At 68.8% G+C, this 23706-nt stretch carries 17 protein-coding genes; 11 read left to right on the top strand and 6 right to left on the bottom strand.

The features are described 5' to 3' along the window. Positions 1–193: 193 nt before the first annotated feature. The 3 genes from FBZ87_RS17960 (at position 194) to trhA (ending at position 1434) form a co-directional block, all read left to right on the top strand. The gene (locus FBZ87_RS17960; RefSeq protein WP_040849878.1) at positions 194–403 is read left to right on the top strand and encodes a cold-shock protein; all 210 of its coding nucleotides are present in this window, start codon (positions 194–196) and stop codon (positions 401–403) included. 75 nt (positions 404–478) lie between these two features. Beyond that, entirely contained in the window at positions 479–751 is a 273-nt protein-coding gene (infA, locus tag FBZ87_RS17955) for a translation initiation factor IF-1 (protein ID WP_040849877.1), read from the top strand. Next, complete coding sequence (trhA, locus tag FBZ87_RS17950; protein WP_145611876.1) at positions 748–1434, top strand: PAQR family membrane homeostasis protein TrhA; 687 nt, start codon at positions 748–750, stop codon at positions 1432–1434. The genes infA and trhA overlap by 4 nt, the downstream gene beginning before the upstream one ends. A 145-nt stretch (positions 1435–1579) precedes the next feature. Here trhA and FBZ87_RS17945 read toward each other — a convergent pair whose 3' ends face one another. After that, complete coding sequence (locus FBZ87_RS17945; protein ID WP_211106984.1) at positions 1580–3652, bottom strand: phosphocholine-specific phospholipase C; 2073 nt, start codon at positions 3650–3652, stop codon at positions 1580–1582. A gap of 68 nt (positions 3653–3720) precedes the next feature. Then, positions 3721–6519: a TonB-dependent receptor gene (locus FBZ87_RS17940; protein WP_145611875.1), complete on the bottom strand. Its 2799-nt coding sequence runs from the start codon at positions 6517–6519 to the stop codon at positions 3721–3723. A gap of 207 nt (positions 6520–6726) precedes the next feature. Here FBZ87_RS17940 and FBZ87_RS17935 point away from each other — a divergent pair, with 207 nt between their 5' ends. From FBZ87_RS17935 to galA, 3 genes are all read left to right on the top strand, one after another. Further along, the gene (locus FBZ87_RS17935; protein WP_145611872.1) at positions 6727–7842 is read left to right on the top strand and encodes an ROK family transcriptional regulator; all 1116 of its coding nucleotides are present in this window, start codon (positions 6727–6729) and stop codon (positions 7840–7842) included. Between the two features lie 67 nt (positions 7843–7909). Beyond that, entirely contained in the window at positions 7910–9217 is a 1308-nt protein-coding gene (locus FBZ87_RS17930) for an MFS transporter (protein WP_145611870.1), read from the top strand. Positions 9218–9326: 109 nt separating this feature from the next. Next, the gene (galA, locus tag FBZ87_RS17925; protein ID WP_211106983.1) at positions 9327–12206 is read left to right on the top strand and encodes a beta-galactosidase GalA; all 2880 of its coding nucleotides are present in this window, start codon (positions 9327–9329) and stop codon (positions 12204–12206) included. Positions 12207–12265: 59 nt separating this feature from the next. Here the strand turns inward: galA and FBZ87_RS17920 are convergent, their stop codons facing one another. Genes FBZ87_RS17920 through iolG form a run of 4 tightly spaced genes read right to left on the bottom strand, consistent with a single transcriptional unit; the run spans position 12266 to position 16929 of the window. Then, a complete protein-coding gene (locus FBZ87_RS17920; RefSeq protein WP_145611868.1) occupies positions 12266–13642 on the bottom strand; it encodes a family 4 glycosyl hydrolase in 1377 nt (458 codons plus the stop codon). Beyond that, positions 13620–14558: a carbohydrate kinase family protein gene (locus FBZ87_RS17915; RefSeq protein WP_145611866.1), complete on the bottom strand. Its 939-nt coding sequence runs from the start codon at positions 14556–14558 to the stop codon at positions 13620–13622. Before FBZ87_RS17915 ends, FBZ87_RS17920 begins: the two co-directional genes overlap by 23 nt. Continuing rightward, on the bottom strand, positions 14555–15937 hold the full coding sequence (locus FBZ87_RS17910) for an APC family permease (RefSeq protein WP_145611864.1): 1383 nt from the start codon (positions 15935–15937) through the stop codon (positions 14555–14557). The genes FBZ87_RS17915 and FBZ87_RS17910 overlap by 4 nt, the downstream gene beginning before the upstream one ends. Next, entirely contained in the window at positions 15934–16929 is a 996-nt protein-coding gene (gene iolG / locus FBZ87_RS17905) for an inositol 2-dehydrogenase (RefSeq protein ID WP_145611862.1), read from the bottom strand. Before iolG ends, FBZ87_RS17910 begins: the two co-directional genes overlap by 4 nt. Positions 16930–17115: 186 nt before the next feature. Between iolG and FBZ87_RS17900 the strand changes: the two genes are divergently transcribed. The 5 genes from FBZ87_RS17900 (at position 17116) to iolB (ending at position 23695) form a co-directional block, all read left to right on the top strand. Beyond that, positions 17116–18003 (top strand): MurR/RpiR family transcriptional regulator, encoded by an 888-nt coding sequence (locus tag FBZ87_RS17900; RefSeq protein ID WP_145611860.1) that lies wholly within the window; start codon positions 17116–17118, stop codon positions 18001–18003. Positions 18004–18100: 97 nt separating this feature from the next. Beyond that, positions 18101–20101, top strand: coding sequence for a bifunctional 5-dehydro-2-deoxygluconokinase/5-dehydro-2-deoxyphosphogluconate aldolase (locus FBZ87_RS17895; RefSeq protein ID WP_145611857.1), 2001 nt, complete (start codon positions 18101–18103; stop codon positions 20099–20101). Further along, on the top strand, positions 20098–21960 hold the full coding sequence (gene iolD, locus FBZ87_RS17890) for a 3D-(3,5/4)-trihydroxycyclohexane-1,2-dione acylhydrolase (decyclizing) (protein ID WP_246134469.1): 1863 nt from the start codon (positions 20098–20100) through the stop codon (positions 21958–21960). The genes FBZ87_RS17895 and iolD overlap by 4 nt, the downstream gene beginning before the upstream one ends. A 14-nt stretch (positions 21961–21974) precedes the next feature. Further along, entirely contained in the window at positions 21975–22889 is a 915-nt protein-coding gene (gene iolE, locus FBZ87_RS17885) for a myo-inosose-2 dehydratase (protein WP_145611855.1), read from the top strand. After that, on the top strand, positions 22886–23695 hold the full coding sequence (gene iolB / locus FBZ87_RS17880; protein ID WP_145611853.1) for a 5-deoxy-glucuronate isomerase: 810 nt from the start codon (positions 22886–22888) through the stop codon (positions 23693–23695). The genes iolE and iolB overlap by 4 nt, the downstream gene beginning before the upstream one ends. Positions 23696–23706 lie beyond the last annotated feature (11 nt).

Raw genomic sequence — 23706 nt, 5'->3', positions numbered from 1 at the left:
GGTGCAGCCATGTCCTGAAGAGTGTGCGTTAATGCTTGTGGTTTGGCGCTGCGAGGTAGATGCTGACAGGGTCGACTTTGCTACTGGGCTATCTACCGGCTGACGCCGGTTCTGTTCCCTGTCGTGACTTTGATGCCCGTCCGCACTCTCGCGCCGGGCAGCTCCGAACGGGAAAAATCCCAGAAGGCATCCCATGTCCACCGGTACCGTCAAGTGGTTCAACAGCACCAAGGGCTTTGGTTTCATCCAGCCCGAGGATGGCTCCGCCGACGTTTTCGTCCACATCTCCGCCGTTGAGCGCGCCGGCCTCAGCGGCCTGAACGAAGGCCAGAAGGTCAGCTTCGACTCCGTCCGCGACCCGCGCAAGGGTAAGACCGCGGCGGAGAACCTGCGCGCCATCTGACCTCCTCCTCATCTGGACGAGCGGCGGCGGCATGCCTAGGCGTGCCGCCGCCTTTTTCCTATCTGGGAGGATGCAATGGCCAAGGAAGAATTTCTCGAATTCGACGGCTATGTCGAAGAGGCGCTGCCCGATGGCCGCTTCCGCGTGAAGCTGGAAAACGGGCATGAGATCATCGCCTACACCGCCGGCAAGATGCGCAAGAGCCGAATCCGGTCGCTGGCGGGTGACCGCGTCACGGTGGAAATGACGCCCTACGACCTGACCAAGGGGCGCATCACCTACCGGCATAAGGACGAGCGGCCCGGGTCCGCCGCCCCCGCCCGCCGTCCCCCACCCCGCCGCCGCTGACGGGGGCCCGTTCCTTCAGGGGGGACGCCATCGATACCCACCCCGACCATCTCCGCTGTTCCGTCTACAGCCGTCGTGAGTACGCCGCCGATGCCGTCGTCCACCTGCTGGGCGTGACGGCCGGATGGTCGGGAGGTGCCTGGCTGGTCCTGTCGCGCTCAGAGTCCCTCGGCGCCGGCAGCTTGACGGCCGTGGCCATCTACGCCTTGGCCATGGCGGGAATGTTCACCGCGTCCGCGGCTTATAATTTGATGGGCGGCGGGTGGCTCAAGGACTATCTGCGGCGGCTGGACCATGCCTTCATCTACGCCGCCATCGCCGGTACCTACACCCCCTTGCTGACACGTCTGCCGGCGGTGACGGCCGCCGTGGCCCTTGGCATTGTCTGGGGCGTCGCCACGGCGGGCATCCTGTTGAAGCTGGGGTGGCCCCGCCGCCATGAACGGCTGGGCCTCATCCTCTATGTTTGCCTGGGCTGGATCGGCCTGCCCCTGATCCCCGCGCTGTCCGGCCGCTTGCTGGCCGACACTGGGCCATGGATTGGTGCCGGCGCGCTGACCTATACGCTAGGCGTCGGCGTCTATCTGGCGCACCGCGTGCGTTATCATAACGTCCTGTGGCATCTCATGGTGCTGGTAGCCGCTTCCTTCCAGTACGTGGCTATCGGAAACGAGTTTCCGTGATCAGAAGAAGCGGCGCAGGAAGGGCGGGGTGGCTGGCCCAGCGCCACGCTGTCGCCGCCCGTGCGTGAGGCTATCCTGCTGGCGGACCGGCACCGCATACATCCGCGCATTTATGTCAGAACGACGGGCGGGACGTACCAACCTTTCAGCTCGAGACCCCCCACGCCGGATCGGACCGGCTCGACTGGCCGGTTTCGATATGGCCGGCCAGGCGCCAGCTCAACTGCCCCCCGGGGCCCGTCAGGGTCGCCGTGGCGTCGTACCATCCGTCATGGGCGGCGCTGAGCCAGGACAGGACCTGGGATGCCCCGGCCGCGACCGTCGCCGTGACGGGTGCGGCCCCGTAGGCGCCGTCAGCGAGGTGCCATCGCACCGTCTCGCCACCATGGTTATGCACTGTCAGGGTCAGCGTCATGTCGGCCGCGTTGGGTATGGCCGACAGGGACAAGCGGCCAGCCATGTCCGGGCCGGCCGTGAGATGGCGCAGGAAGCCGTTGGGGCCCAGCACCAGCACATCGCACCCCTGTCCGGCCTTGAGCGGTACCGGGGTGGGCAGGCTGGTGCCCGGGGCCACCGTGTGCCGCGCCGGGCCGGCGCCGGGCATCAGGCGGTCGAAGACATGGAAAACGGCGGCGGCCCGGCCCCGGTTGTGGAAGACCAGAGAGGGAGGCCGCCCCAGCGCCGCGACCAGATCCACCGCCAAGTCATATGGCGTGGGCCGCAGCGGGCGCTGGCCGGGTTCCTGCGGCAATGGCGTGTCGTGACGGCGGGGTATCGGTTCCGGCCGGTGGGCCTGCGCCTCCACCTCGGCTCGGTAGCCGCGCGTATCCGGCAGGGCCGCCGGTGCCTGCGCCGCCTGCGCGAAGTCGAAGGCGCTGGTCAGGTCGCCGCACACCGCCCGGCGCCAGGGGCTGATGTTGGGCTCCGCCACCCCGAACCGTGCCTCCAGGAAGCGCAGGACCGAGGTGTGGTCGAACACTTCCGAGCAGACGGCGCCGCCCGTGGTCCACGGGGAAACGACGATCATGGGCACCCGGGCGCCCAGGCCGAAGGGCTGGCCATCGCCGGCGTTGATTTCGCCCGTCAGGTCCACGTTCGACAGGCCGCCGCTCGGCCCCGCCGGCGGGGCCGGTGGCAGGACATGGTCGAAAAAGCCGTCATTCTCATCGTACAGCACGAACAGCGCGGTGTGGCGCCACGTTTCCGGATTGGCGGTCAGCGCCTCCAGCACCGTGGCGATATAGGCGGCCCCGTCCAGCGGGGCATAGCGCGGATGTTCGGAGTGGTTGTGCGGTGGCATCAGCCAGGAGACGGCAGGCAGGCGGCCCGCCTTGGCATCGGCGGCGAAGACGCTGGGCGGCCGGCGGGTCATCGCCTTGGCGTGCAGCGGCGACCCCACCGGGGCGTGGGCGAACTGCGTGAAGAAGCGCAGGGCGTTGAAGCAGCTGACACCGTCGTTCTCATCCACCGCCGGGCGATGCCGCGGCCGGATCATGTCCTGGACGTCGATGGTGAAGGGGCCGTCCGCGTCCACCCCCTGATAGACGCACCAGGAGATGCCGGCCTGTTCCAGGCGCTCGGGATAGGTGGTCCAGGAGAAGGGCGGCCCATTCAGCGGCTGGAAGTCCGGTCCCTCCGCCGGCTGTTTCAGCACCGGGCCGCCCGCCCTGCCGAACGGGTCGGGGGTGCCCGTCATCAGATGGATGCGGTTGGGATTGGTGGCGCTGGGCGTGGAGCAGAAGAAGGCGTCGCAGATCGTGAAGGCGTCCGCCAGGGCGCAGTGAAAGGGAATGTCGGCGCGGGTATAATGCGCCATGGTCAGCGCCCCCTTGGCCGGCACCCAGTTGTCGTTGCGGCCCCCGTTCCAGGCGGCATGCCCGTCCACCCAGGAGTGGGGCAGGGAGGCAATGTTCTGGGCGGCGGTCGCGGCGCCATCCAGGGGGAAGGGGCGCACATGGCCGCCCTGGCCGTCCGCCTGCCGCCAGATATCGCCGTTGCTGCCGGGTGCGGTCGCCCGATCGTGGAAGCCGCGCACGCCGCGCAGCGTCCCGAAATAGTGATCGAAGGAGCGGTTTTCCTGCATCAGGATGACGACATGGCGGATATCGCCCAGGCCACCGCCGTTGGGGGGCGGTGACAGGGCCAGCGCCCGCCGGATAGGGGCCAGCAGGGCGGTGGCGCCGCCGGCGGAGAGGAGATGGCGTCGGGTGAACCGCACGGGGGTGATCTCGCGTCGATAAGGTGGAGAAGCGCCCCGGGGACCGTCGCCCCGGGGCTTCCGGTCCGTCACAGGTCCGGCGTGAACCGCACGCCCACCCAGAACACGGTGGGGACGGAGTAGCTGTCCTTCAGCAGGTTCTGGTTGGGGCCGACCAGGCTGGTGAGGCGGCTGTGGGTCAGGTTGCTGGCCTCGCCGAACAGGGTGACGCTGTCGCGCACCTTGTAGCTGGCCTGCAGGTCCAGCTGTTCGCGCGGGGCCCAGTACAGATCCTGCCAGGCGATGTCAGGCACGATGGAACGCAGGGCCTTGCCCTGGCGGTTATAGGCCAGGCGGACCTCGAAATCGCTGTCGCTGTAGAAGACCTGGATGTTGCGGGTCTGGTTGGGCTGGCCCACCAGTCGGCTCAAGGTGCGGCTGGCGCCGCTGGACTGCAGCACCGATAGCTCCCCCTCCATGAAGGACCAGTTGCCGCTGACGCCAAAGTCGCGCAGCCACGGATGGATCCATTCCAGCGAGTTGACGATGGCGTTCAACTCCACGCCCCGGATGGAGGCGTTGCTGGCGTTTTGCGGGGTGGAGACCACGGCGTTGCTGTAGGTGACACCCTGGTAGGTGTAGCCGATGGAACTGGCCGTGAAGATCTCGTCCTTGATGTCCTTGTTGAACAGGGCCAGCGACAGCAGGCCGCCGCCCTCGTTGGGCAGCTTGTAGTCGAAGGCCAGGTCGACGTTGGTGGACAGGCGCGGCTTGATGTTGGGGTTGCCGATGGTGACGGACACGCCGGTGGCGTTGGGATTGCCCAGGTCGGAGGCGTTGGTGAAGCTGATGGAGGTGCGCGCGGCGTAGCTGTCGTAACTCGGCCGGCCTATGGTCTGGCTGGCGCCCACGCGCACGTCCAGGTCATGGGTTATGTCGTAGCTGGCCAGGGCCGATGGCAGCAGGTAGTCGTAGCTGGAACTGGTCTTCAGGTCCGTCCACGCGCCGGAGATTTTGGCCCGGCTGACCGTGTCCTGGTCGGTGCTGTCGTTGTGCAGGCCAACCTGGGCGTGGAAGTCCTCCAGGGCGTAGGCGACGGTGGCATAGGCGCCCACGGTCTGTTCCGTGTGCTTGAAGTTGTCCTGGTTGTTGAAGGACGACTGGTCGGTCAGGTTGAACCAGGACGGGTTGGCGTTGAATACGGCCCAGGCCTTGGCCGGGTCGATGGTCAGCAAGTTCAGGCCATTGGAATATTTCATGGGCGCGCCGGCCGGCCCGGCGGCGTCCACCAGCAGCACGCGGCCGGCGGTGTTGTTCGGCTCCCAGTCATTGCGCCAGACGTTGTAGTCGGGGCGGTCGTCGGTGAAGCTGGCGCCCACGGCGAAGCCCAGACCCTGGTCCTTGGCCCCCATGTTGTAGCGGTAGTCGGCGCGGGCGTTCTTGATGTCGTCATCGGCTGACCGCTTGGCATCGCGCCAGTACAGCCCGCCATAGTTCGACAGGTTGTAGTAGGCGCTGGGCGGCATGGCGAACTGCTGGTTCAGCTGGCTGGTGTCATAGGTGAAGCCATAGGCGGGCTTGGCCGCGCTGGAGGTGATGGCGCCGGCTGAACCGGGGGCGGGATAGCTCACCCCGCTCATGTACTTTACCATGTCGAACGGCTCGCGATAGGTTGACCGCGACATGTCGCCCCGTACCGACAGCACCTGGTTGTCGGCCGGGTGCCAGTCCATGCCCGCCTGTGCCAGGTTGGTGCTGGTGATGATGTTGGAATGCTCGAACCCAACCTCCACGTCGCCACCGGGATAGCTGCCCGAAGTGGGGGTCTGGTTGTAGACCCGCGCCGTGCTGCGGGGATCCAGGATCACTTCGTTGCGCTCCATCGTGTCGACGAAGCGGTAATGGCCCAGCGTCAGGAAGCCGTAGAGGGTGTCGGTGGGCTGGGCTTCCAGCTTGGTGGTAACGCCCACGCGCTGGCGGCTGTCTTCCACATACCAATACTTGTCCTGCTGCGGCACGGCGATGCCGTTGCCCAGGTTGTTGTTGCTCTGCAGGACGCCGGCGCTGTTGTAGAAATTATAGTGGACCGTGTCCGTCGTCATGTGGGTGTCGGTGAAGCTGTCCAGCTTCTGGTAATTGGCTGAGACCACCACGCCGAACATATGGTCGGGGCCGAAGGTCATGCTGCCCGTGCCGCTGATGCGCCGGCCCAGCGGATCCTGGCTGCGGGGCTGTCCATGGTCGTTGGCCATGCCCAGCGCGCCCTCCGCCGTGAAGAAGGGACGGCCGCCGTTGTCGAAGGCGCTGCGCGTCTTCAGGTTGATGGCGCCGCCCACGGCATTGGGGTCGAGGTCAGCGGTGAAGGTCTTGGTCACCTGCAGTTCGCTGATCATGGAGGTGGGCAGGATGTCCAGCCGCACGCCGCGCCCCATCGATCCCAGGTTGCCGTTGGGCGTGCCGGGACTGGCGATGGGCACGCCGTCGATGGTCACGTTGTTGTAGGCGGGGCCCAGGCCGCGGATGACAGGCGTCGCCGCCTCATCACGCGGGTGTTCGTTGTCGGTGGCCGGCAGGACGGACAGGCCGGGCACGCGCCGCAGCGCCTCCACGATGGTGCGGTCCGGCAGGGCCTGGGCGTCGTCGGCGCTGATGACGTCGGTGACGCCGGGCGTGTTCAGCTTGGTGTCGATCGCCTTGGCATTGGACCGGCGCACGCCGGTGACGATGATCTCTTCCGGGCTGTCGGTGGTATCGACGGGTGCGGCCGTTTCCGCACCCGTGCCCGGCTGTGCCCAGACGGTCGTCGCGTGCAGGAGCCCCCAGGATAGCGCGGACCCCATCAGCACGCGCCGGCGGCGTTTATCACAGAGCATGGTCCCCAACCTCATTTCTTTCCCCTGGCCTGTTCCGGCCCTTGAACCGCGGATGGAACCGCGGGCGCCCACGGCGCGTTAAATGTATGCAGCATGCATACTATGCGAAATGTATGACGCCTTGATGACGGCGGGGGCTTATGTCTCTATGGTGCTGTCGTCACCCGTTACCGGCTGCCTGTTCCCATGCGGATGTTTCCTGAGTCAGAACCAACCCTTCCTATGGTTTCGGTGGCCCGGCCCGTCAGCGAGGGCGGACGGCGCATTCTGGATTTGCTGCTGAAAAGCGGGGGCTTGAGCCAGGCGGAACTGACCCGGTCGCTGGATCTGTCGCAGCCGACGGTGACGCGGCTGCTGCAGGGGTTCCACCAAGACGGGCTGGTACGCACGGCGGCGCGGCAGGCGGACCGGCCGGGCCATCCCAGCGTCCACGTCTCCCTCAACCCTGATTTCGCCTATGCCCTGGGCGTGTCGCTGCTGGGCGACGCCGTGTCCATGACCCTGATGGATTTCACCGGCACGGTGCGGGGGCAGCGGCGCGCCGCCATGCCCACCATGGCGCGGCCGGTGGTGCTGGAACGCCTGCGGGCCTTTCGCCGGGAATTGGAGGAGGAGACAGGGATCGATCCCCGGCGCCTGGTGGGTGTGGGCGTGGGCATTTCCGCCTTCTATGTAGGGCGGGGGCGGTTGTTCAACCCACCGGCCTACCTGGACGATTGGGCGATGGTGGAGATCGAGCCCATCCTGGAAGAGGCGTTGCGCCTGCCGGTCCGTGTGGACAACGACGGTACCGTGGCCGCCATCGGCGAAAGCTTGTTCGGCGTGGGCCGGCGCTGCCGCAACTTCGCCTACCTGCACCTGACCAATGGCTTCGGCGGCGGCATCATCGCCGATGGCAAGCCCTTCCGGGGCCAGAACGGTAACGCGGGGGAGTTCGGCGGCATCTGGACGCTGGCCGGCGTGACGTATGCCAACCTGGACCTGTTGCAGACCTGCCTGAAGAACCACGGCCACGTTTTCGCGACGGTTGAGGAAATGGTGCAGGCCATCGACGTGGGATGGGCGGGTGTGGCGGATTGGCTGGAACAGGCGCAGCCCTCCTTCGCCATGCTGTGCGGGCTTCTGGCCTACAGCATGGATCCCGGCCTCATCGTCATCGGCGGCCGGCTGCCCCCCTCCATCGCCCAGGCCTTGGCCGACCGTATCGTCGTGCCGGTCCCGACCAATCGCCGGGGCTATCCGCCGCCGCTTCCCGCGGTGGTGGTGGCCGAGGCGCTGGGCGACCCGGTGGCGCTGGGTGCCGCCGTCATGCCCCTGCGGGAGGCGTTCTTCGCCTGATATCCTGTCATAAAGCCGCAACGGCGGACGGGCTAGTGTGCCGCCCGAACAAAGCCGGGTGGGCCGGATGTCCAGCATGGATGGGAATGGCGGCCCGGAATGGGCGCGGATGCTGCGGGTGGCCGTGTGGCGCGCCTACAGCGTCGGCCATTATGGCAAGAGCCTGATCTGGTACAGCAGCGAGCTGCTGTTCGCCTATTTCCTGACCGAGGCGTGCGGCCTGCCGCCCCGCGCCATGGGGGCCGTGCTGGCGGTGTCGCTGGTGATCAATGGCGCCACCGATATGGTGATGGGGCATGTGCTGCGGCGCCGGGCGGCGACCGTTCCGGCCGCCGCCCGCCTGCACGTCCTGGGCAGCGTCCTCGCGGGGGCGTCGCTGCTGCTGTTCCTGGCCACCGGGCTGGTACCCGCCGGTTGGCGCATCCTCTATGCGCTGGGCACCGGGCTGCTGTTCCGCCTGACCTACGCCTTGTATGACGTGCCGCAGAACGCCGTGCTGGGCATGGTCGCTGGCGACAGGGCGCGCACCGCCCTGTCGGCCTTGCGCTTCGTCGGCGCCGGCCTCGCCACCCTGTCCGTCGCAGTGGCGGCGCCGCTGCTGCTGGCCCGAAGCGGGTTGGAACAGGCGCGCGCCTTTGCCGTCTTCGCCCTGGTGCTGTGGGGGCTCGGCATGGTGAGCGCCGGCTGGTTCTGGTGGGCTGCGCGTGGCGGACTGGCCCTGGAGCCGTCGGCACCGGCGATGACGCGCCCTTTCCTGTCGCAATTCCGGTTCCCCATGGCCCTGGCCGCCGTGCTGGCGGCGGAGTTCGTCCTGTCTGGGACGGCCTCGGTATTCACGCGGCTGGAGCCTTACTTCGCCGCCACCGTCCTCACCTCCTCCCTGGCGCGGGGAACCGTCATGGCCTGCGTCGCCATCGGCGGGCTGGTGGGGCAGCCGCTGTGGACGCTGGTGGTGGACCGACACAGCCCCTCGGCCGCGTTTCGCGCCTCGGCGGCGGCGGCCATCACCGGGGCGCTGACCTTCCTGGTCTCCGGCGCGCACAGCCTGCCGCTCACCGCCGCCGCTGCCGGTTTGCTGGGAACAGGCCTGGGGGGCATGAGCATGCTGTTGTGGGCGGCTGCCGGGGCCTGTGCCGCGTCACCCGCGATGTCCGGCCATCGCCTGGCGCCAACACAGGTATTCGGCTTGCTGACCCTATGCATCAAGGTGGCGTGTGCCGTCGCCATCCTGGTGGTCAGCGAGATCCTGGTCTGGCGGACCGGAGATCGCCAGACGGTCGTTTCCGCCTTGGGCCTGATCCTGCCCATGACCATCCTGCCCTCCCTGGGGGCGGTGCTCTGCCTCATGCTGACACCGCGCCTGCGGTTGTCCTGATGCTCACCTGGATGGAACGTAATTTCCAAATACTATAAATATGAAATAGTCATTGCGACACTCCGGACCGCCCAGTAGCATCGGCGCTAAATCAGCGGGGGAGGGCGCGGTGGCGGTCAGGGACGGGGGTATCAGCCGGCGGCAGATGTTGAAGGCGGGTGGCGCCATCGCCGTGGCAGTGGGCGGATGCGACCCCATCGGCGCTGTGGGCGCCTTCGCGGCATCCCCGATGGCGCCGCGACCCATCGCCAGTCCCCGCGAGGTGCTGGCGCTGGACCAGGGATGGCGCTTCTTCGAGGGCGACATCCCGTTCCCCGAGATCCTCAGCCAGGACGATTCCTACGACAACGCCAAGGCCGGCAAGGCCTGGGGGGCGGCCGCCCCCAGCTTCGATGATTCCGACTGGGCCGACGTGCGTCTGCCCCATGATTTCGTCAGTTTTCAGCCCATCGAGGCCGACGCCAACCGGGCCCAGGGCTACCGCCGGCGCGGCATCGCCTGGTACCGCACCGTCCTGCGCTTCGATCCGGCCGACCAGGGCCGCCATATCGAGCTGCAGATCGACGGCATCGCCACCCACGCCACCCTCTGGTTCAACGGCACCGTCGTGGACCGGAACTGGAGCGGCTACAACGGCATCACCATCGACCTGACGCCCTTCGCCACCTTCGGCGACGACCTGAACACCTTGGCCATCCGCGTGGACGCCCATGCCATGGAAGGCTGGTGGTATGAGGGGGGCGGCCTGTACCGCCCCGTTCGCATCGTGAAGCGCGATCCCGTCCACATCATCACCGACGGCGTCTATGCCCATCCAGTGCCGCAAGGGGACGGCTGGGTGCTGCCGGTGGAGGTCACCGCCTACAACAGCGGCAAGAACCCCGCCGCCATGATGGTGGTCAGCACGCTGGAGGATGCCGACGGCCGGGTGGTGGCCAGCGGCCAGGCGCCGGTGAGCATCACGCCCCTAGACCAGGGCGTCGCCCGGCTGGACCTGGGCGTGGCCAATCCCCGGCTGTGGAGCGTGGAGGCGCCCACCCTTTACCGCGTCCAGACCCGATTGATGGCGGGGGACCGGTGCGTGGACGCGGTCACCACCACCTGCGGCTTTCGCACCACCCGGTTTGACAAGGACAAGGGTTTCTTTCTCAACGGCCGGCCGCTCAAGATCAAGGGCGTGTGCGTGCACCAGGACCATGCCGGCGTCGGCACCGCCATACCCGACGCGCTGTGGGATTACCGCATCCGGCGGCTGAAGGAACTGGGCTGCAACGCCATCCGCTGCACCCACAACGCGCCATCGGCCGTGGTGTTGGACTTGTGCGACCGTCATGGCCTGCTGGTGATGGATGAGAACCGGCAGTTCAACCCGTCGCCCGACACCTTGGCCCAGTTGGAATGGATGGTGCGGCGCGACCGCAACCATCCCTCCGTCATCCTCTGGTCGGTGTTCAACGAGGAACCGATGCAGGGATCGGCCGCCGGGTATGAGATGGTGCGGCGCATGGCCCACGCGGTGAAGGCGCTGGACACCACCCGCCCGGTGACGGCGGCCATGAACGGCGGCCTGTTCACCCCGGTGAACGTGTCCCAGGCGGTGGACGTGGTCGGCTTCAACTACCAGCAGGACAAGTACGACGCCTTCCATGCCGCCCATCCCGACGTGCCGCTGATCTCGTCGGAAGACACCAGCGCCTTCAGCACCCGGGGCGCCTATGTGACGGACAAGGACAGCCGCACCATCGCCGGCTATGACGACCCGGTGAAGGACTGGAACACCCACCGCGCCGCCTGGAAGGCGATCGCGACGCGCGATTTCATCGCCGGCGGCTTCGTCTGGACGGGCTTCGATTATCACGGCGAGCCGTCGCCCTGGGGCTGGCCTTCCAATTCCTCCTTCTACGGCATCATGGATCTGTGCGGCTTCGCCAAGGCCGCCTTCCACATCCACCAGGCCCAATGGGTGACGGACCGCCCCGTGCTGGCCCTGGTGCCGCACTGGAACTGGGCGGGGCGGGAGGGCCGGCCCGTCAAGGTCATGGCCTGCGGCAACATGGAGGAGGTGGAGCTGTTCCTGAATGGCCGCTCCCAGGGCCGGCAGGCGGTCGACCCCTATGAGATGAACCATTGGATGGTGGCCTACGCCCCGGGACGGCTGGAGGCGGTGGGCTATGCCGGGGGCAAGGTCACGGCCCGCGCGCAGGTGGAGACGACGGGCCCGGCCGCGGCCCTGAGACTGACGCCCGACCGCGACCGCCTGCGCGGCGATGGGCTGGACGCCACGCCCGTCATGGTGGAGGCGATCGACGCCCAGGGCCGGCCGGTGCCGCTGGCCCAGGACATGGTCACCTTTACCATCGAGGGGGGCGACATCATCGGCCTGGGCAACGGCGATCCCAACAGCGCCGCCCCCGAGAAAGGCACCCGCCGGGCCCTGTTCAACGGCCTGGCTCAGGTCATCGTGCAAACGCGGGCGGGTAGCCGTGGGGCCCTCACGCTGACGGCCATCGCGCCCGGCCTGAAATCCGCCAGTGCCCGCATGGCGGTCGAGGCGGCGGCGGCCCCGACGGAGCAGGCGACCGCTCCCTCCGACCTGATCCTGGATACCTGGTACGCGGCTCCCCCTGCCGCCACGATGGAAGGGGCGCTTGCCTACCGCGACGCGGACATGACGGCGTGGGACGACTTCGGCACACGCTGGGCGCATGACCCGCAGACGGCGGACGGCTATACCCTCTGCTCAGTCCGCTTCACCCCTCAGGCCAAGGTGGGGCGCCAGGGCGGCCGCGTGGCGTTCCTTAGCCTGGTCGGGTCCTGCGACGTCTATGAGGGCGGCCGCCTGTTGGGCCGCAAGACGGCGGCACCGCCGGGGCCGCTGACCGTGGCGCTGGCCCCCGGGGCGGGCGTACGGCGCCTGGACGTGGTGTTCCGCACGCCCGCCGGGGCCGAGTTCGGCTTCAGCCGCAACGTCGCGGTGCGTCAGGCCTGACCGCTGGCCGGGCACCGCGCTGGATCCTCTCCCTCGCGGTGCCTGATCAGCGGTTGGGATCAGCAGTGGATGCAGCGGTCCAGCAGGTCGTGCAGCAGCGGGTCCGACGGCTCCCACTCCCCAATGGCGGGGTGGATCAGGAAGGCCATGCGCGCCGTCAGCCGGTCGGTGTTCATGGCCGACCGGATGGCGGCCCGCTCATAGGACTTCACCGACTGCACCAGGCCGTGGACTTCGTCGGGCAGGGGCTCCAGCGGTTCCGGAATGATGCTGTCGCGGCTGATCTGACAGGGCGTTTCGACGATGTCGTCGTCCGGCAGGTTGGGCACGGCGCCGTCGTTGCGGGTGTTGACGATGATGCGCGCGGGCTTGTCGCCGCACAGCGCCGTCATGACGTCCAGGGCGATGCGGTGGTAGCCGCTGGCTACGCGGAAGGGATCCTCGTCAAACGGCGCGTCCTTGTCGAAGGCGGAGCCGGCCGAGGCCTCCAGCTTCATGTAGGAGCCGGAGCGGCGGTTGAGATAGGCGGCGTAGGCGGCGACCGCCCCCTCGCCATCGTCGGCGCCCAGGCGATCCTTCAGGGTGGCGAACAGCTGGTGGTTCAACTGCTCCACCTCCGTGCCCCGGCTGCTGCCCTGGCGCTTCTGGTTCTCCAGCGCGCGGCGGCGGCTGTAGTAGAAGAACAGGTACTCCGTGGGGATCAGCCGCAGGGTGCGGATCATGGCGAAGTCGAACAGCGGGGCGGTGTACAGCTGCGACAGGATGCGGTCGTCGTCCAGCACACGGTCGGTCACGTCCTCGCCGCGCAGGCGAATGCGGCGCACCCAGCCCAGGTGGTTCAGGCCGACATAGTCGCACACCACCTCGTCATGCCGGGCGCCCAGCGCCAGGGTGATGCGGTGCAGCAGCTCGGTGGGGGTGTCGCAGATGCCCACCACCCGCGCCTTGGTGTGGGTGCTGACGGCTTGGGTGATCAGTCCGGCGGGATTGGTGAAGTTGACGATCCAGGCGCTGGGCGCCAGCCGCTCCACCACCCGCGCGTGGTCCAGGGCCACGGGCACGGTGCGCAGCGCCATGGCGGCGCCGGCCGGGCCGGTGGTCTCCTGCCCGGGATAGCCGTGCTTGATGGCCGCCAGCTCATCCGCCGCGCGCGAGGCGATGCCGCCGACCCGCACGCTGTTCAGGACGAAATCGGCGCCTTCCACCGCGTCCTCGATGGCAGCGGCTTCCCGAATGACCAGGCTGCCGCCCTCCTTGGCGACGACGGCGCGGCCCAGGGCGGCGATGACCTTCAGACGCTCCTGGTCCGGGTCGTACAGCACCATCTCGCGGGCGCCCAGGGCCTCCGCCGCCTCGTTGATGCCGAAGATGACCAGTGGGGTGCGCACGCCGCCGCCGCCGATCATCGCGATCTTACGATCGGTAGGATTGCTCATAAGTGCTCCATAGTTCCGTTCGGTCGGGGATGCCCCCCAAGGCGCCCGCCACCCGGGTGGACAGGGCGCCGCATATGCAGGCGCGGCGCAGGCGTTCCAGCACCGGCGCGCCGTCCAGCAGCGCGTCGATGTAGCCCGCGTCAAAGGCGTCGCCGGCGCCGGTGGTATCGATGGCGTCCACGGGGGGCGGGGCCGCGCTGAGGGTCGCGGCGCCGTCCAGGCCCAGGGCGCCGCGCCGCCCCAGCTTCAGGATGGGATTGGGCAGGGCCAGGCGGCGGGCCAGGGACAGATAGTCCTCCGTCCCGTCGCTGCCGCAGAACAGCGCCGCTTCCTTCTCATTGGGCAGCAGGTGGTCGACGGCGCGGCAGGTGGCGTGGTTTGCCGGATCGGGCAGCCATCCGGGTTGGAACCCCACGTCCAGCGAGGTGGTGCAGCCGGCGTCCCGCAGGACGGGCAGCAGGGCGTCGGCTACCGCGCGATCCAGCGGCAGGGCGAAATGCACGTGGCGGGCGCGGGTCAGGTCGGCCATCGTCGCCGGGTCGGACAGCAGGGCCGGCAGGGCGCGGTTGACGCCGATATGAGTGAAGAAGGACCGGTCCTCGCGGGTGGAGACGCTGATGCTGATCCCGGTGGCGCCGTCGCCGATGCGCAGGCCGCCGGTGTCCAGGGCATAAGGGGCCAGGCGCTGACGGAACCAGGCGGCGTCGGCCTCGCCCACGATGCCCACCAGCTGGACCGCGCGGCCCAGGCGGGCCAGGCCGCAGGCGGTGTTGGCGGCCCCGCCGCCCACCTCGCGGGTGTAGGCGTCGGTCACCACCTCCTCCCCCGGCTGCGGCCAGGTGGTGAAGCCGCTGAGCACATGGTCGATGTACAGCTCACCGACCACGGCCACGTCATGGGTCTTGGTCGCGGTCATGGCGCTCGCCAGGCCGGCACCCGGAAGGGCCAGGCCCCCTCGCGCCGCGATTGCGCCAGATAGATCGCGACACCCAGCGCCAGCATGCCGATACCGATGGCGATGTGCCGGGGCTGGCTGGTGACGACGATATACAGCCAGCCGGCGATGGTGATGATGACGGGCAGGGGGTACAGCGGCATGCGGAACTGCCCCGGGGCCGCTGCTCCTTGCCGGCGCAGCATGACCACCGCCACGCACTGGGCGGTGAACTGGAACAGGGTCTGGATGACGATCAGCACGGCGATCAGGTCGGCCAGCGAGAAGAAGCAGGCGATGGCGGACGCCACACCCATGAACAGCAGCGACACGGTGGGGAAGCGCCCCTTGGGGTGCAGCCGGGCGAAGGGCTTGAAGAAGCGCCCGTCCACCGCCGCCGCGTAGGGCACGCGGGAAAAGCCCAGCAGCACCACCAGTGCCGACCCCCAGCTGGCGATCAGGATGAGGACGGAGACGACCACCCCACCCCAGCGGCCATAGATCACCTGCATGAAATCCGCCACCACGGCGCCGGACTTCTGCGCCGTCTGCCAGGGCAGGGTGCCCAGGATGGACAGGTTCAGGCCCAGGTACAGCAAGGCGACGATGGCGATGGACAGCAGCACGGCGCGGGGGATGGTGCGGCCGGGGTTCTTGATCTCCTCGCCGATCATGCAGACGTTGTTGTACCCGCCGTAATCATAGACCGCGATCAGCGTGGCCGAGCCCATGCCCATCCAGAAGGCGCCCGTGGGCTTGAACGCGCCTTCGGGGAAGTCGAAGGCCAGCCTGGCGTCGAAATGCAGGGCGCCGCTGAACACGATCCATAGGCAGGCGGCCACCACCACCACCGTGATGGCGATGGACAGGCGCTGAATGGAACGGATGTCGCGGTACAGCAGGGCGGTGTTCACCAGGCAGACGGCCGCCGCGATGGCCATCATGTGCCAGGGCTTCATGTCCGGGGCCAGGAAGCTGGCGTACTGCGCCAGACCCACGGTGCCCGAGGCAATGGACAGCGGACCGATCAGCAGCGACTGCCACAGATAGAGAAAGCTGAACAGCCGGCCCAGGCGGGCGGGGCCGAAGGCGTGCAGCAGGTAATGGTAGGGCCCGCCGGAGCGGGGGAAGGCGGACCCCAGTTCCGCCCACACCAGGCCGTCATAGGCGCACAGCACGGCGCCCACCAGCCAACCCAGCATGGCCTGCGGCCCGCCCATGGCGGAAATGGCCAGGGGAATGGTGATGAAGGGGCCGATGCCCACCATGTTCAGGATGTTGGCGGCCAAGCCGCCGCCCAGCCCGATGCCGCGGACGGGCCTCAGGGCCGGTTGGGAAGCAGGCTCCAGGGCCGTCGTCATAGGCGCACGGCCTGGCCGGTGGCGACGGATCGGGCGGCGGCCTCCGCCAGGGCCAGGGCCGCCACGCCGTCGGCATACCCCACGCTGGGCTTGGCCGTGCCGGCCAGGATCTCGGCGAAATGGGCCACCTCTTGCCGATAGGCCTCGGCATAGCGGTCCAGGAAGAAGTTCTGGAAGGCGTCGCTGGCGGCGCCCGGGTTGCCGCCGGCACCGCCCCAGGTAGAGACGCTGCTTTCCAGGATATTGTCGGCGCGCAGCAGGCCCTTGGACCCGAAGGCCTCGATGCGCTGATCATAGCCATAGCCGGACCGGCGGCTGTTGCTGATGACGCACAGCTTGCCCGTGGCGGTGCGCAGGATGGTCTTGGCGGTGTCGACGTCCCCGGCCTCGCCGATGGCCGGATCCACCAGGCAGCTGGCGGCGGCGTACACCTCCACCACCGGTTCGCCCAGCAGCCAGCGGGCCATGTCGAAGTCGTGGATGGCCATGTCCTTGAACAGCCCGCCGGATACCTTGATGTAGCTGACGGGCGGCGGGGCCGGGTCATGGCTGGTGATCTGCAGGGTTTCCAGCGCCCCCACGGCGCCGGCCTCGAGTCGGGCCTTCAGGGTGGCGAAGTTCGGGTCGAAGCGGCGGTTGAAACCCAGCATCAGGGGAACGTCGCCGCCCAGGACCGGGGCGGCGGCTTGGGCGCGGGCCAGATCCATGTCCAGCGGCTTCTCGCACAGCACGGCCTTGCCCGCGGTGATGGCACGGGCGGCCTGGTCCAGGTGCAGATCGGTGGAGCTGGCGATGATCACGCCGCGCACGCCCTCGTCCGCCAGCACCGTGTCCAGGTCGCTGACCGCGGCGCCGGTTTCGGCCGCCACGGCGTCACTGGCCGCGGCGTTGGGATCGGTGACGTACTTCAGGCGCAGGGCCGGGTGGGCCGCGACGTTGCGGGCGTGGATGCGGCCGATGCGGCCGGCCCCCAGAATGGCGATGTCGAACATGCAGGCTCCCTGTCAAGGCCTGGCCGCCCGGCTGGCCGGTTTCGGCGCCAGCGGGGCGGTCATCATCACATTATGGAATGAAAATATCATACCATGGGGTATGATGGAATATCCATAACGCCGGGTGGCGTTGCCTTCACCCGGTGAGAGTCTATTCTTGGGGCCACATAGGATTTTGGAGGGGCGATGACGGGGAGTGCCACCGTGCCGCGCACGGCCGAGGAGCTGCGGGCCGCCATATTGGAACGCTATGACACCTTCAGCAAGCGGCTGCAGCAGATCGCACGCTTTGTCCTGGATCATCCGGACGACCTCGCGCTGGAAACCCTGGCCGTGGTGGCGGAACGCTCGGGCGTCCAGCCTTCGGCCATCGTCCGCTTCGCCAAGGCGCTGGGCTATTCCGGCGCCATGCCCATGCAGCGCCTGCTGCGCGACGGCCTGTTGGCCAACCACACCGCCCTGGGCTATGGCGAGCGCGTGCGCCAGTTCAATGCCGCCCTGGACCACCAGGCGGGGGCCGGTGACGACGGCGACCTGCTGGCTGAATTCGTGGAACGCGACACGCTGGCGCTGGAAAACCTGGGCCAGACCATGACCAAGGCCGACCTCGCGCGTGCCGTGAAGCTGATCGACCAGGCGCAAACCCTGTATATCATGGGTTTTCGGCGCGCGTTCCCGGTGGCGTCCTATTTGGCATATTCATTCCAACAGGTGGGCAAGCGCACCATCTTCGTCGATGGCGTGGGCGGCCTGACCAGCCAGCAGATGGGCGCGGTCGGGGAAACCGACCTGCTGATCGCTGTCAGCTACCACCCCTATGCCGAGGAAACGGTGCACGCCGTCGAGGCGGCGGCCGGCGCCGGTGCCAAGGTCCTGACCATCACCGACAGCCTGGTGAGCCCCATGGCCAAGATGGCGGTCCATGTCCTGCAGGTGCGCGAGTCCGAGGTGCGCGGCTTCCGGTCGCTGGCGGCTTCGCTGTGCCTGGCGCAAACCCTGGTGATCAGCCTGGCGTTCGAGCGCGAACGGGCGAGCGCCAGGGGCGTATCGCGGCCCCGCCGCCGGAAAGCCTGACCCATTTGGCGATACGTTATTTACAAAAACATGAAACGTGGAATATACGTTCCATTCTATCGGGCGCCGATCCGGCGCCCCCAAGGCTGGAACCGGCATGGCGTCTTCTGCGCAATCCCCCGTCCAAACCCGTCCCAAGTCGCTGGATCTGATCGCCATCGGCCGATCCAGCGTTGACCTCTACGGCCAGCAGGTCGGCGGCCGGCTGGAGGACATGGCGTCCTTCGCCAAGTACCTGGGCGGCAGTCCCACCAACACCGCGGCCGGCGGCGCCCGCCTGGGCCTGCGCACTGGCCTTATCACCCGGGTGGGGGCGGACCATATGGGACGCTTCATCCGGGAAGAGCTGGAGCGGGAGGGGGTGGACGTCACCGGTGTCGTCTCCGACCCCGACCGGCTGACCGCCCTGGTGGTCCTGGGCATCCGCGACCGCGAAAACTTCCCCCTGATCTTCTATCGCGAGAACTGCGCCGACATGGCGCTGGACGTGGGGGATCTGGACCGTGACTGGCTGCGCCATACCGGCGCGGTGCTGATCAACGGCACCCACCTGTCCCAGCCCCAGGCCTTCGCCGCCAGCGTGGCGGCGGCACGGCTGGTGAAGGAAAACGGCGGCCGGGTGGTGTTCGACATCGACTACCGACCGGTGCTGTGGGGCCTGGCCGGCCGCGACCGGGGCGAGGATCGTTTTGTTGCACATGAGGGCGTCACCACCCGCCTGCGCGAGGTTCTGCCGCTGTGCGACCTGATCGTCGGCACGGAGGAGGAAATCCACATCCTGGGCGGTGTGACCGACACGCTGGCGGCGCTGGGCGCCATCCGCGCCCAGACCGGCGCCGTCATCGTCTGCAAACAGGGGGCGGGTGGCTGCACCGCCTTCCCCGGTGCCATTCCGGCCACCCTGGCGGAGGGCGTCGTGGTACCCGGCTTCCCGGTCGAGGTGTTCAACGTTCTGGGCGCCGGCGACGCCTTCATGGCGGGCTTCCTGCGCGGCTGGCTGCACGATGAGCCGCTGGAGCGCTGCTGCGCCTGGGGCAACGCCTGCGGCGCCATCGTCGTGTCGCGCCACGGCTGCGCCCCCGCCATGCCCACCTGGCCGGAACTGGAATGGTTCCTGGCCCAGCCCAGCCTGCCCCACCGCCTGCGCGACAGCGCCGAACTGGAACACATCCACTGGGCCACCACCCGGCGGCGGCGCTATGACGAGCTGACAGTTCTGGCCGTGGACCACCGCAGCCAGTTCGAGGATCTGGTGGCGGAGCTGGGCGCCGACCCGGCCCGCATCCCGCTGTTCAAGGCCCTGGCCCTGCGGGCGGTGGAGACGGTGGCCGGCGGCGACGACCGTTTCGGCCTGCTGCTGGATGGCCGCTATGGCTTCGCGGCCCTCGCCAGTTCCGCCGACGACCCCTATTGGATCGGGCGCCCCATCGAGGAACCCAAGTCCCGCCCGCTGGTGTTCGAAAGCTCCGCCGACGTGGCGACGGAGCTGGCGGAATGGCCGCTGCACCATGTGGTCAAGTGCCTGGTCTTCTATCACCCGGACGACGCCGCCGACCTGCGCGACCGGCAGGAGCGGCAGCTGCTGCGCCTGTTTGATGCCTGCCGTAAGACGCGGCATGAACTGCTGGTCGAGATGATCGTGCCGGCCGGCTTGCCCGTCGATGCCATGACGGTGGCCCGCGGCATCCGCCGCCTGTACGCCCTGGGCATCAAGCCGGACTGGTGGAAGCTGGAGCCGGTGACCGATCCCGAAGCGTGGCGCAATATCGAGGGGGCCGTGCTGGAAAACGACCCCTATTGCCGGGGCGTGGTCTTGCTGGGCCTCTCGGCGCCGGAGGAGGAACTGCTGGCCTCCTTCCAGGCGGCGGCCCCCTCGGGCATCGTCAAGGGCTTCGCCGTCGGGCGGACCATCTTCTATGATGTTGCGCGCGGCTGGCTTGCCAACCGGCTGGACGATGAACAGGTGGTGGCCATGATGGCGGGCAAGCTGAAGACCCTGGTGGACGCCTGGCGGCAGGCCCGTGCGGCCGTGGCCAAGAGACAGGACGCCGGGGGGCAGGGCACCGGGGGACAGGGCACCAGGGGGCAGGGCAAGTGACCACCGGGATCCTGCGCCTGACGGCGGCCCAGGCGACCGTACGCTATCTGGCGGCGCAACGGGTCGAGGGCGCGGACGGGCAAGCGGTGCCCTATTTCGCCGGCTGCTGGGCTATCTTCGGCCATGGCAACGTGGCGGGGCTGGGGGAGGCGCTGCAGGCCAGCCAGGACGCCCTGCCCACCTATCGCGCCCATAACGAGCAGGCCATGGCCCACGCCGCCATCGCCTTCGCCAAGCAGGCGCGCCGCCGGCGGGCCATGGTCTGCACCACCTCCATCGGGCCGGGCGCCACCAATATGGTGACAGCGGCCGCCCTGGCCCATGTCAACCGCCTGCCCGTGCTGTTCCTGCCGGGCGACGTCTATGCCAGCCGCCGGCCGGATCCGGTGCTGCAGCAGATCGAGGATTTCGGCGACGGCACCGTCTCGGCCAACGACTGCTTCCGGCCGGTCTCGCGGTATTTCGACCGGCTGACGCGGCCCGAGCAGATCCTGGACGCCTTGCCCAAGGCCATGGCGGTCCTGACCGATCCCGCCGCCTGCGGCCCCGTCACCCTGGCCTTCTGCCAGGATGTGCAGGCCGAAGCCTGGGAATATCCTGAGGATTTCTTTGTCCCCCGCCTATGGCGGTTCCGCCGCCCGCCGGCCGATCCCTATGACCTGGCCGACCTGGTGGTGCGCATCCGGGGTGCGCGGCGGCCCTTGATCATCGCCGGCGGCGGCGTGCTGTATGCTGGTGCCGAAGCCCTGCTGGCCGATTTGGCGGCGGCCACCGGTGTTCCGGTGGCGGAGACGCAGGCGGGCAAGGGGGCGCTGCCCTGGGATCATCCGTCCAACCTGGGCGCCGTGGGCGTCACCGGCACCGGCGTGGCCAACGCGGCGGCGGCCGAGGCGGACCTGGTCATCGGCATCGGCACGCGCCTGCAGGATTTCACCACCGGATCCCGCGCCCTGTTCCGAGGGGCGGCGCGTACGCTGGTGCAGGTTAACGTTTCGACCCATGACGCGGCCAAGCAGGGCGCCGTGGGTGTGGTGGGCGATGCCGCCGCCGTGCTGGCGGCCCTGGCGCCGCTGCTGGCCGGCTGGCGCGTGCCGGCGGACTGGACGCGGGCCCTGGCGGCCCCGGCGCTGGCCTGGGATCAGGCGTGGGAGGCGGCGATGGCCGCCCCGGGGAACCCAGGGGGCGGTAACGTCCTGCCCACGGACGCCCAGGTGCTGGGCGCCCTATGGCGCCAGGCGGCCGAGGATGCGGTGGTCGTCTGTGCCGCCGGCGGTTTGCCGGGGGAGTTGCACAAGCTGTGGCGGGTGCGGCGGCCCGGCGGCTACCATGTGGAATACGGCTATTCCTGCATGGGCTATGAGATCGCCGGCGGCCTGGGCGTGAAGATGGCGGAGCCGGAGCGCGACGTCCACGTCGTGGTGGGCGACGGCAGCTATCTCATGATGAATTCCGAGATCGCCACGGCCGTGATGCTGGGCCTGAAACTGACCATCACCGTGCTGGACAACCGCGGCTACGGCTGCATCAACCGCTTGCAGCGGGCCACGGGCGGCGTGCCCTTCAACAATTTGCTGGCCGACACGCGCCATGCGGCCCTGCCGGCCATCGACTTCGCCGCCCATGCCAGCAGCCTGGGCGCCACGGCGCGCAAGGTCGCGAACATCGCCGGGCTGGAAGCCGCCCTGGCCGAGGCGCGATCGGGCACGGGCGTGCACGTCATCGTCATCGACACCGACCCGGCTGCATCCACCGCCGCCGGCGGCGCCTGGTGGGACGTGGCCGTACCCGAGGTGTCCGACCGGGCGGCCGTCCGCCAGGCCCGCGCGGCGTATGACGAGAAGACAAAAGACCAACGTTAGGGAGATCAACCGCCATGCCCGTCCGCTCTGGGGCCATCCGCTTCGGCGTCAGTCCTATCGCCTGGATCAACGACGACATGCCCGAACTGGGCGGGGCGACGCCGGTGGAAACGGTGCTGGCCGACGCCCGCGCCATCGGGTTCAGCGGTATAGAGCTGGGCGGCAAGTTCCCCCGCGATCCGCAGGCGCTGAGGCCCCTGTTGGCCGCTCATGGCCTGGACCTGGTGGGCGGGTGGTACAGCGGCAACCTGCTGGCCCATGACGCGGCGGCTGAGATCGCCGCCTTGCAGGGGCATCTGGCCTTGCTGAAGGCCATGGGCAGCACCGTCTTCGTCCATGCCGAGACCAGTAACGCCATCCATGGAGACCGCGCCCGCCCGCTGGCGCAGACGCCCCGGCTGGACGCCGCCGAGTGGGCCGTCTTCGGCCGCCGGCTGACCGAGGTCGCCGATTATATCGTGGGGCAGGGGTTGCGCTTCGCCTATCACCATCACCTGGGCACAGTGGTGGAACGGCCGGATGATCTGGCCCAGTTCCTGGCCCATACCGGCCCGTCGGTGGGCCTGACGGTGGACACCGGCCACGCCGCCCTGGGCGGCATCGACGCCGTGGATGTCATCCGCGCCCATTCGGCCCGCGTGGCCCATGTCCATTGCAAGGACGTACGCCAGCCGGTGTTCCAGGCGCTGATGAGCCGGGGTGGCAGCTTTCTGGACGGTGTGCTGGACGGTATGTTCACCGTGCCCGGCGACGGCCGCCTGGACTATGCCGCCGTCATGCGGGCCCTGGCCGACATCGGCTATAGCGGTTGGGTCATCATCGAGGCGGAACAGGATCCCGCCAAGGCCGACCCGCGCCAGTATGGCGAGATGGGCCTGCGTCACCTGCAACAGGCGGCGGCGGGCGCCGGCCTGACGGTGGCGTTATGAGCGCGTCACCCCTGCTGGTGCGATCCGGCGCGCCCGGCGCAGACGGCCGCGTGCTGGAAGTGACGCCGGAAAGTGCTGGCTGGACCCATGTCGGTTTCCGCCTGCATCGGCTGACACCGGGCCAGATGCTCGACGGGGTGGAGCCGGGGCGTGAGACCTGCCTGGTGGTGCTGTCGGGTACGGCGCGGGTGACGGCGGGTGACCAGGACCTGGGCCTCGTCGGTGGCCGCGCCAGCGTGTTCGAGGACAAGGCGCCGGGCGCGGTCTACGTGCCGGCGGGCCAGTCCTATGGTGTGGTGGCGACGGATGCCGTCGAGCTGGCGGTCTGCACCGCGCCGGGCCGGAACGGCGCCCAGGCCCGCGTCATCGCGGCGGATGAGATGCCGCGCGAGGTGCGTGGCCAAGGCACCAACACCCGCCATGTCCGCAACATCCTGCCGGAGGGCAAGCCGGCCGACAGCCTGCTGGTCGTGGAGGTCATCACCCCCGGCGGCCATTGGTCCAGCTATCCGCCGCACAAGCACGACACGGCCGAGGCCGGGCGGGAGACGGCGCTGGAGGAAACCTACTACCACCGCCTGAACCCGCCGCAGGGCTTCGCGTTCCAGCGCGTCTACACCGACGATCGCAGCCTGGATGAGACCATCTGCGTGCAGGACGGCGACGTGGTCATGGTCCCCCGGGGCTATCATCCGGTGGGCGCACCCCACGGTTACGACCTCTATTACCTCAACGTGATGGCGGGGCCGGAGCGGCGCTGGATATTCCGCAACGACCCCGCGCACGACTGGATCATGCGGCGCTGACGTCGATTGCC

It is taken from the genome of Nitrospirillum amazonense (assembly GCF_007828035.1).
Classification (GTDB): Bacteria; Pseudomonadota; Alphaproteobacteria; order Azospirillales; family Azospirillaceae; genus Nitrospirillum; species Nitrospirillum amazonense.
The sequence above is the reverse complement of the archived record's forward strand: the minus strand, read 5'-3'. Positions and strand labels throughout refer to the sequence as shown.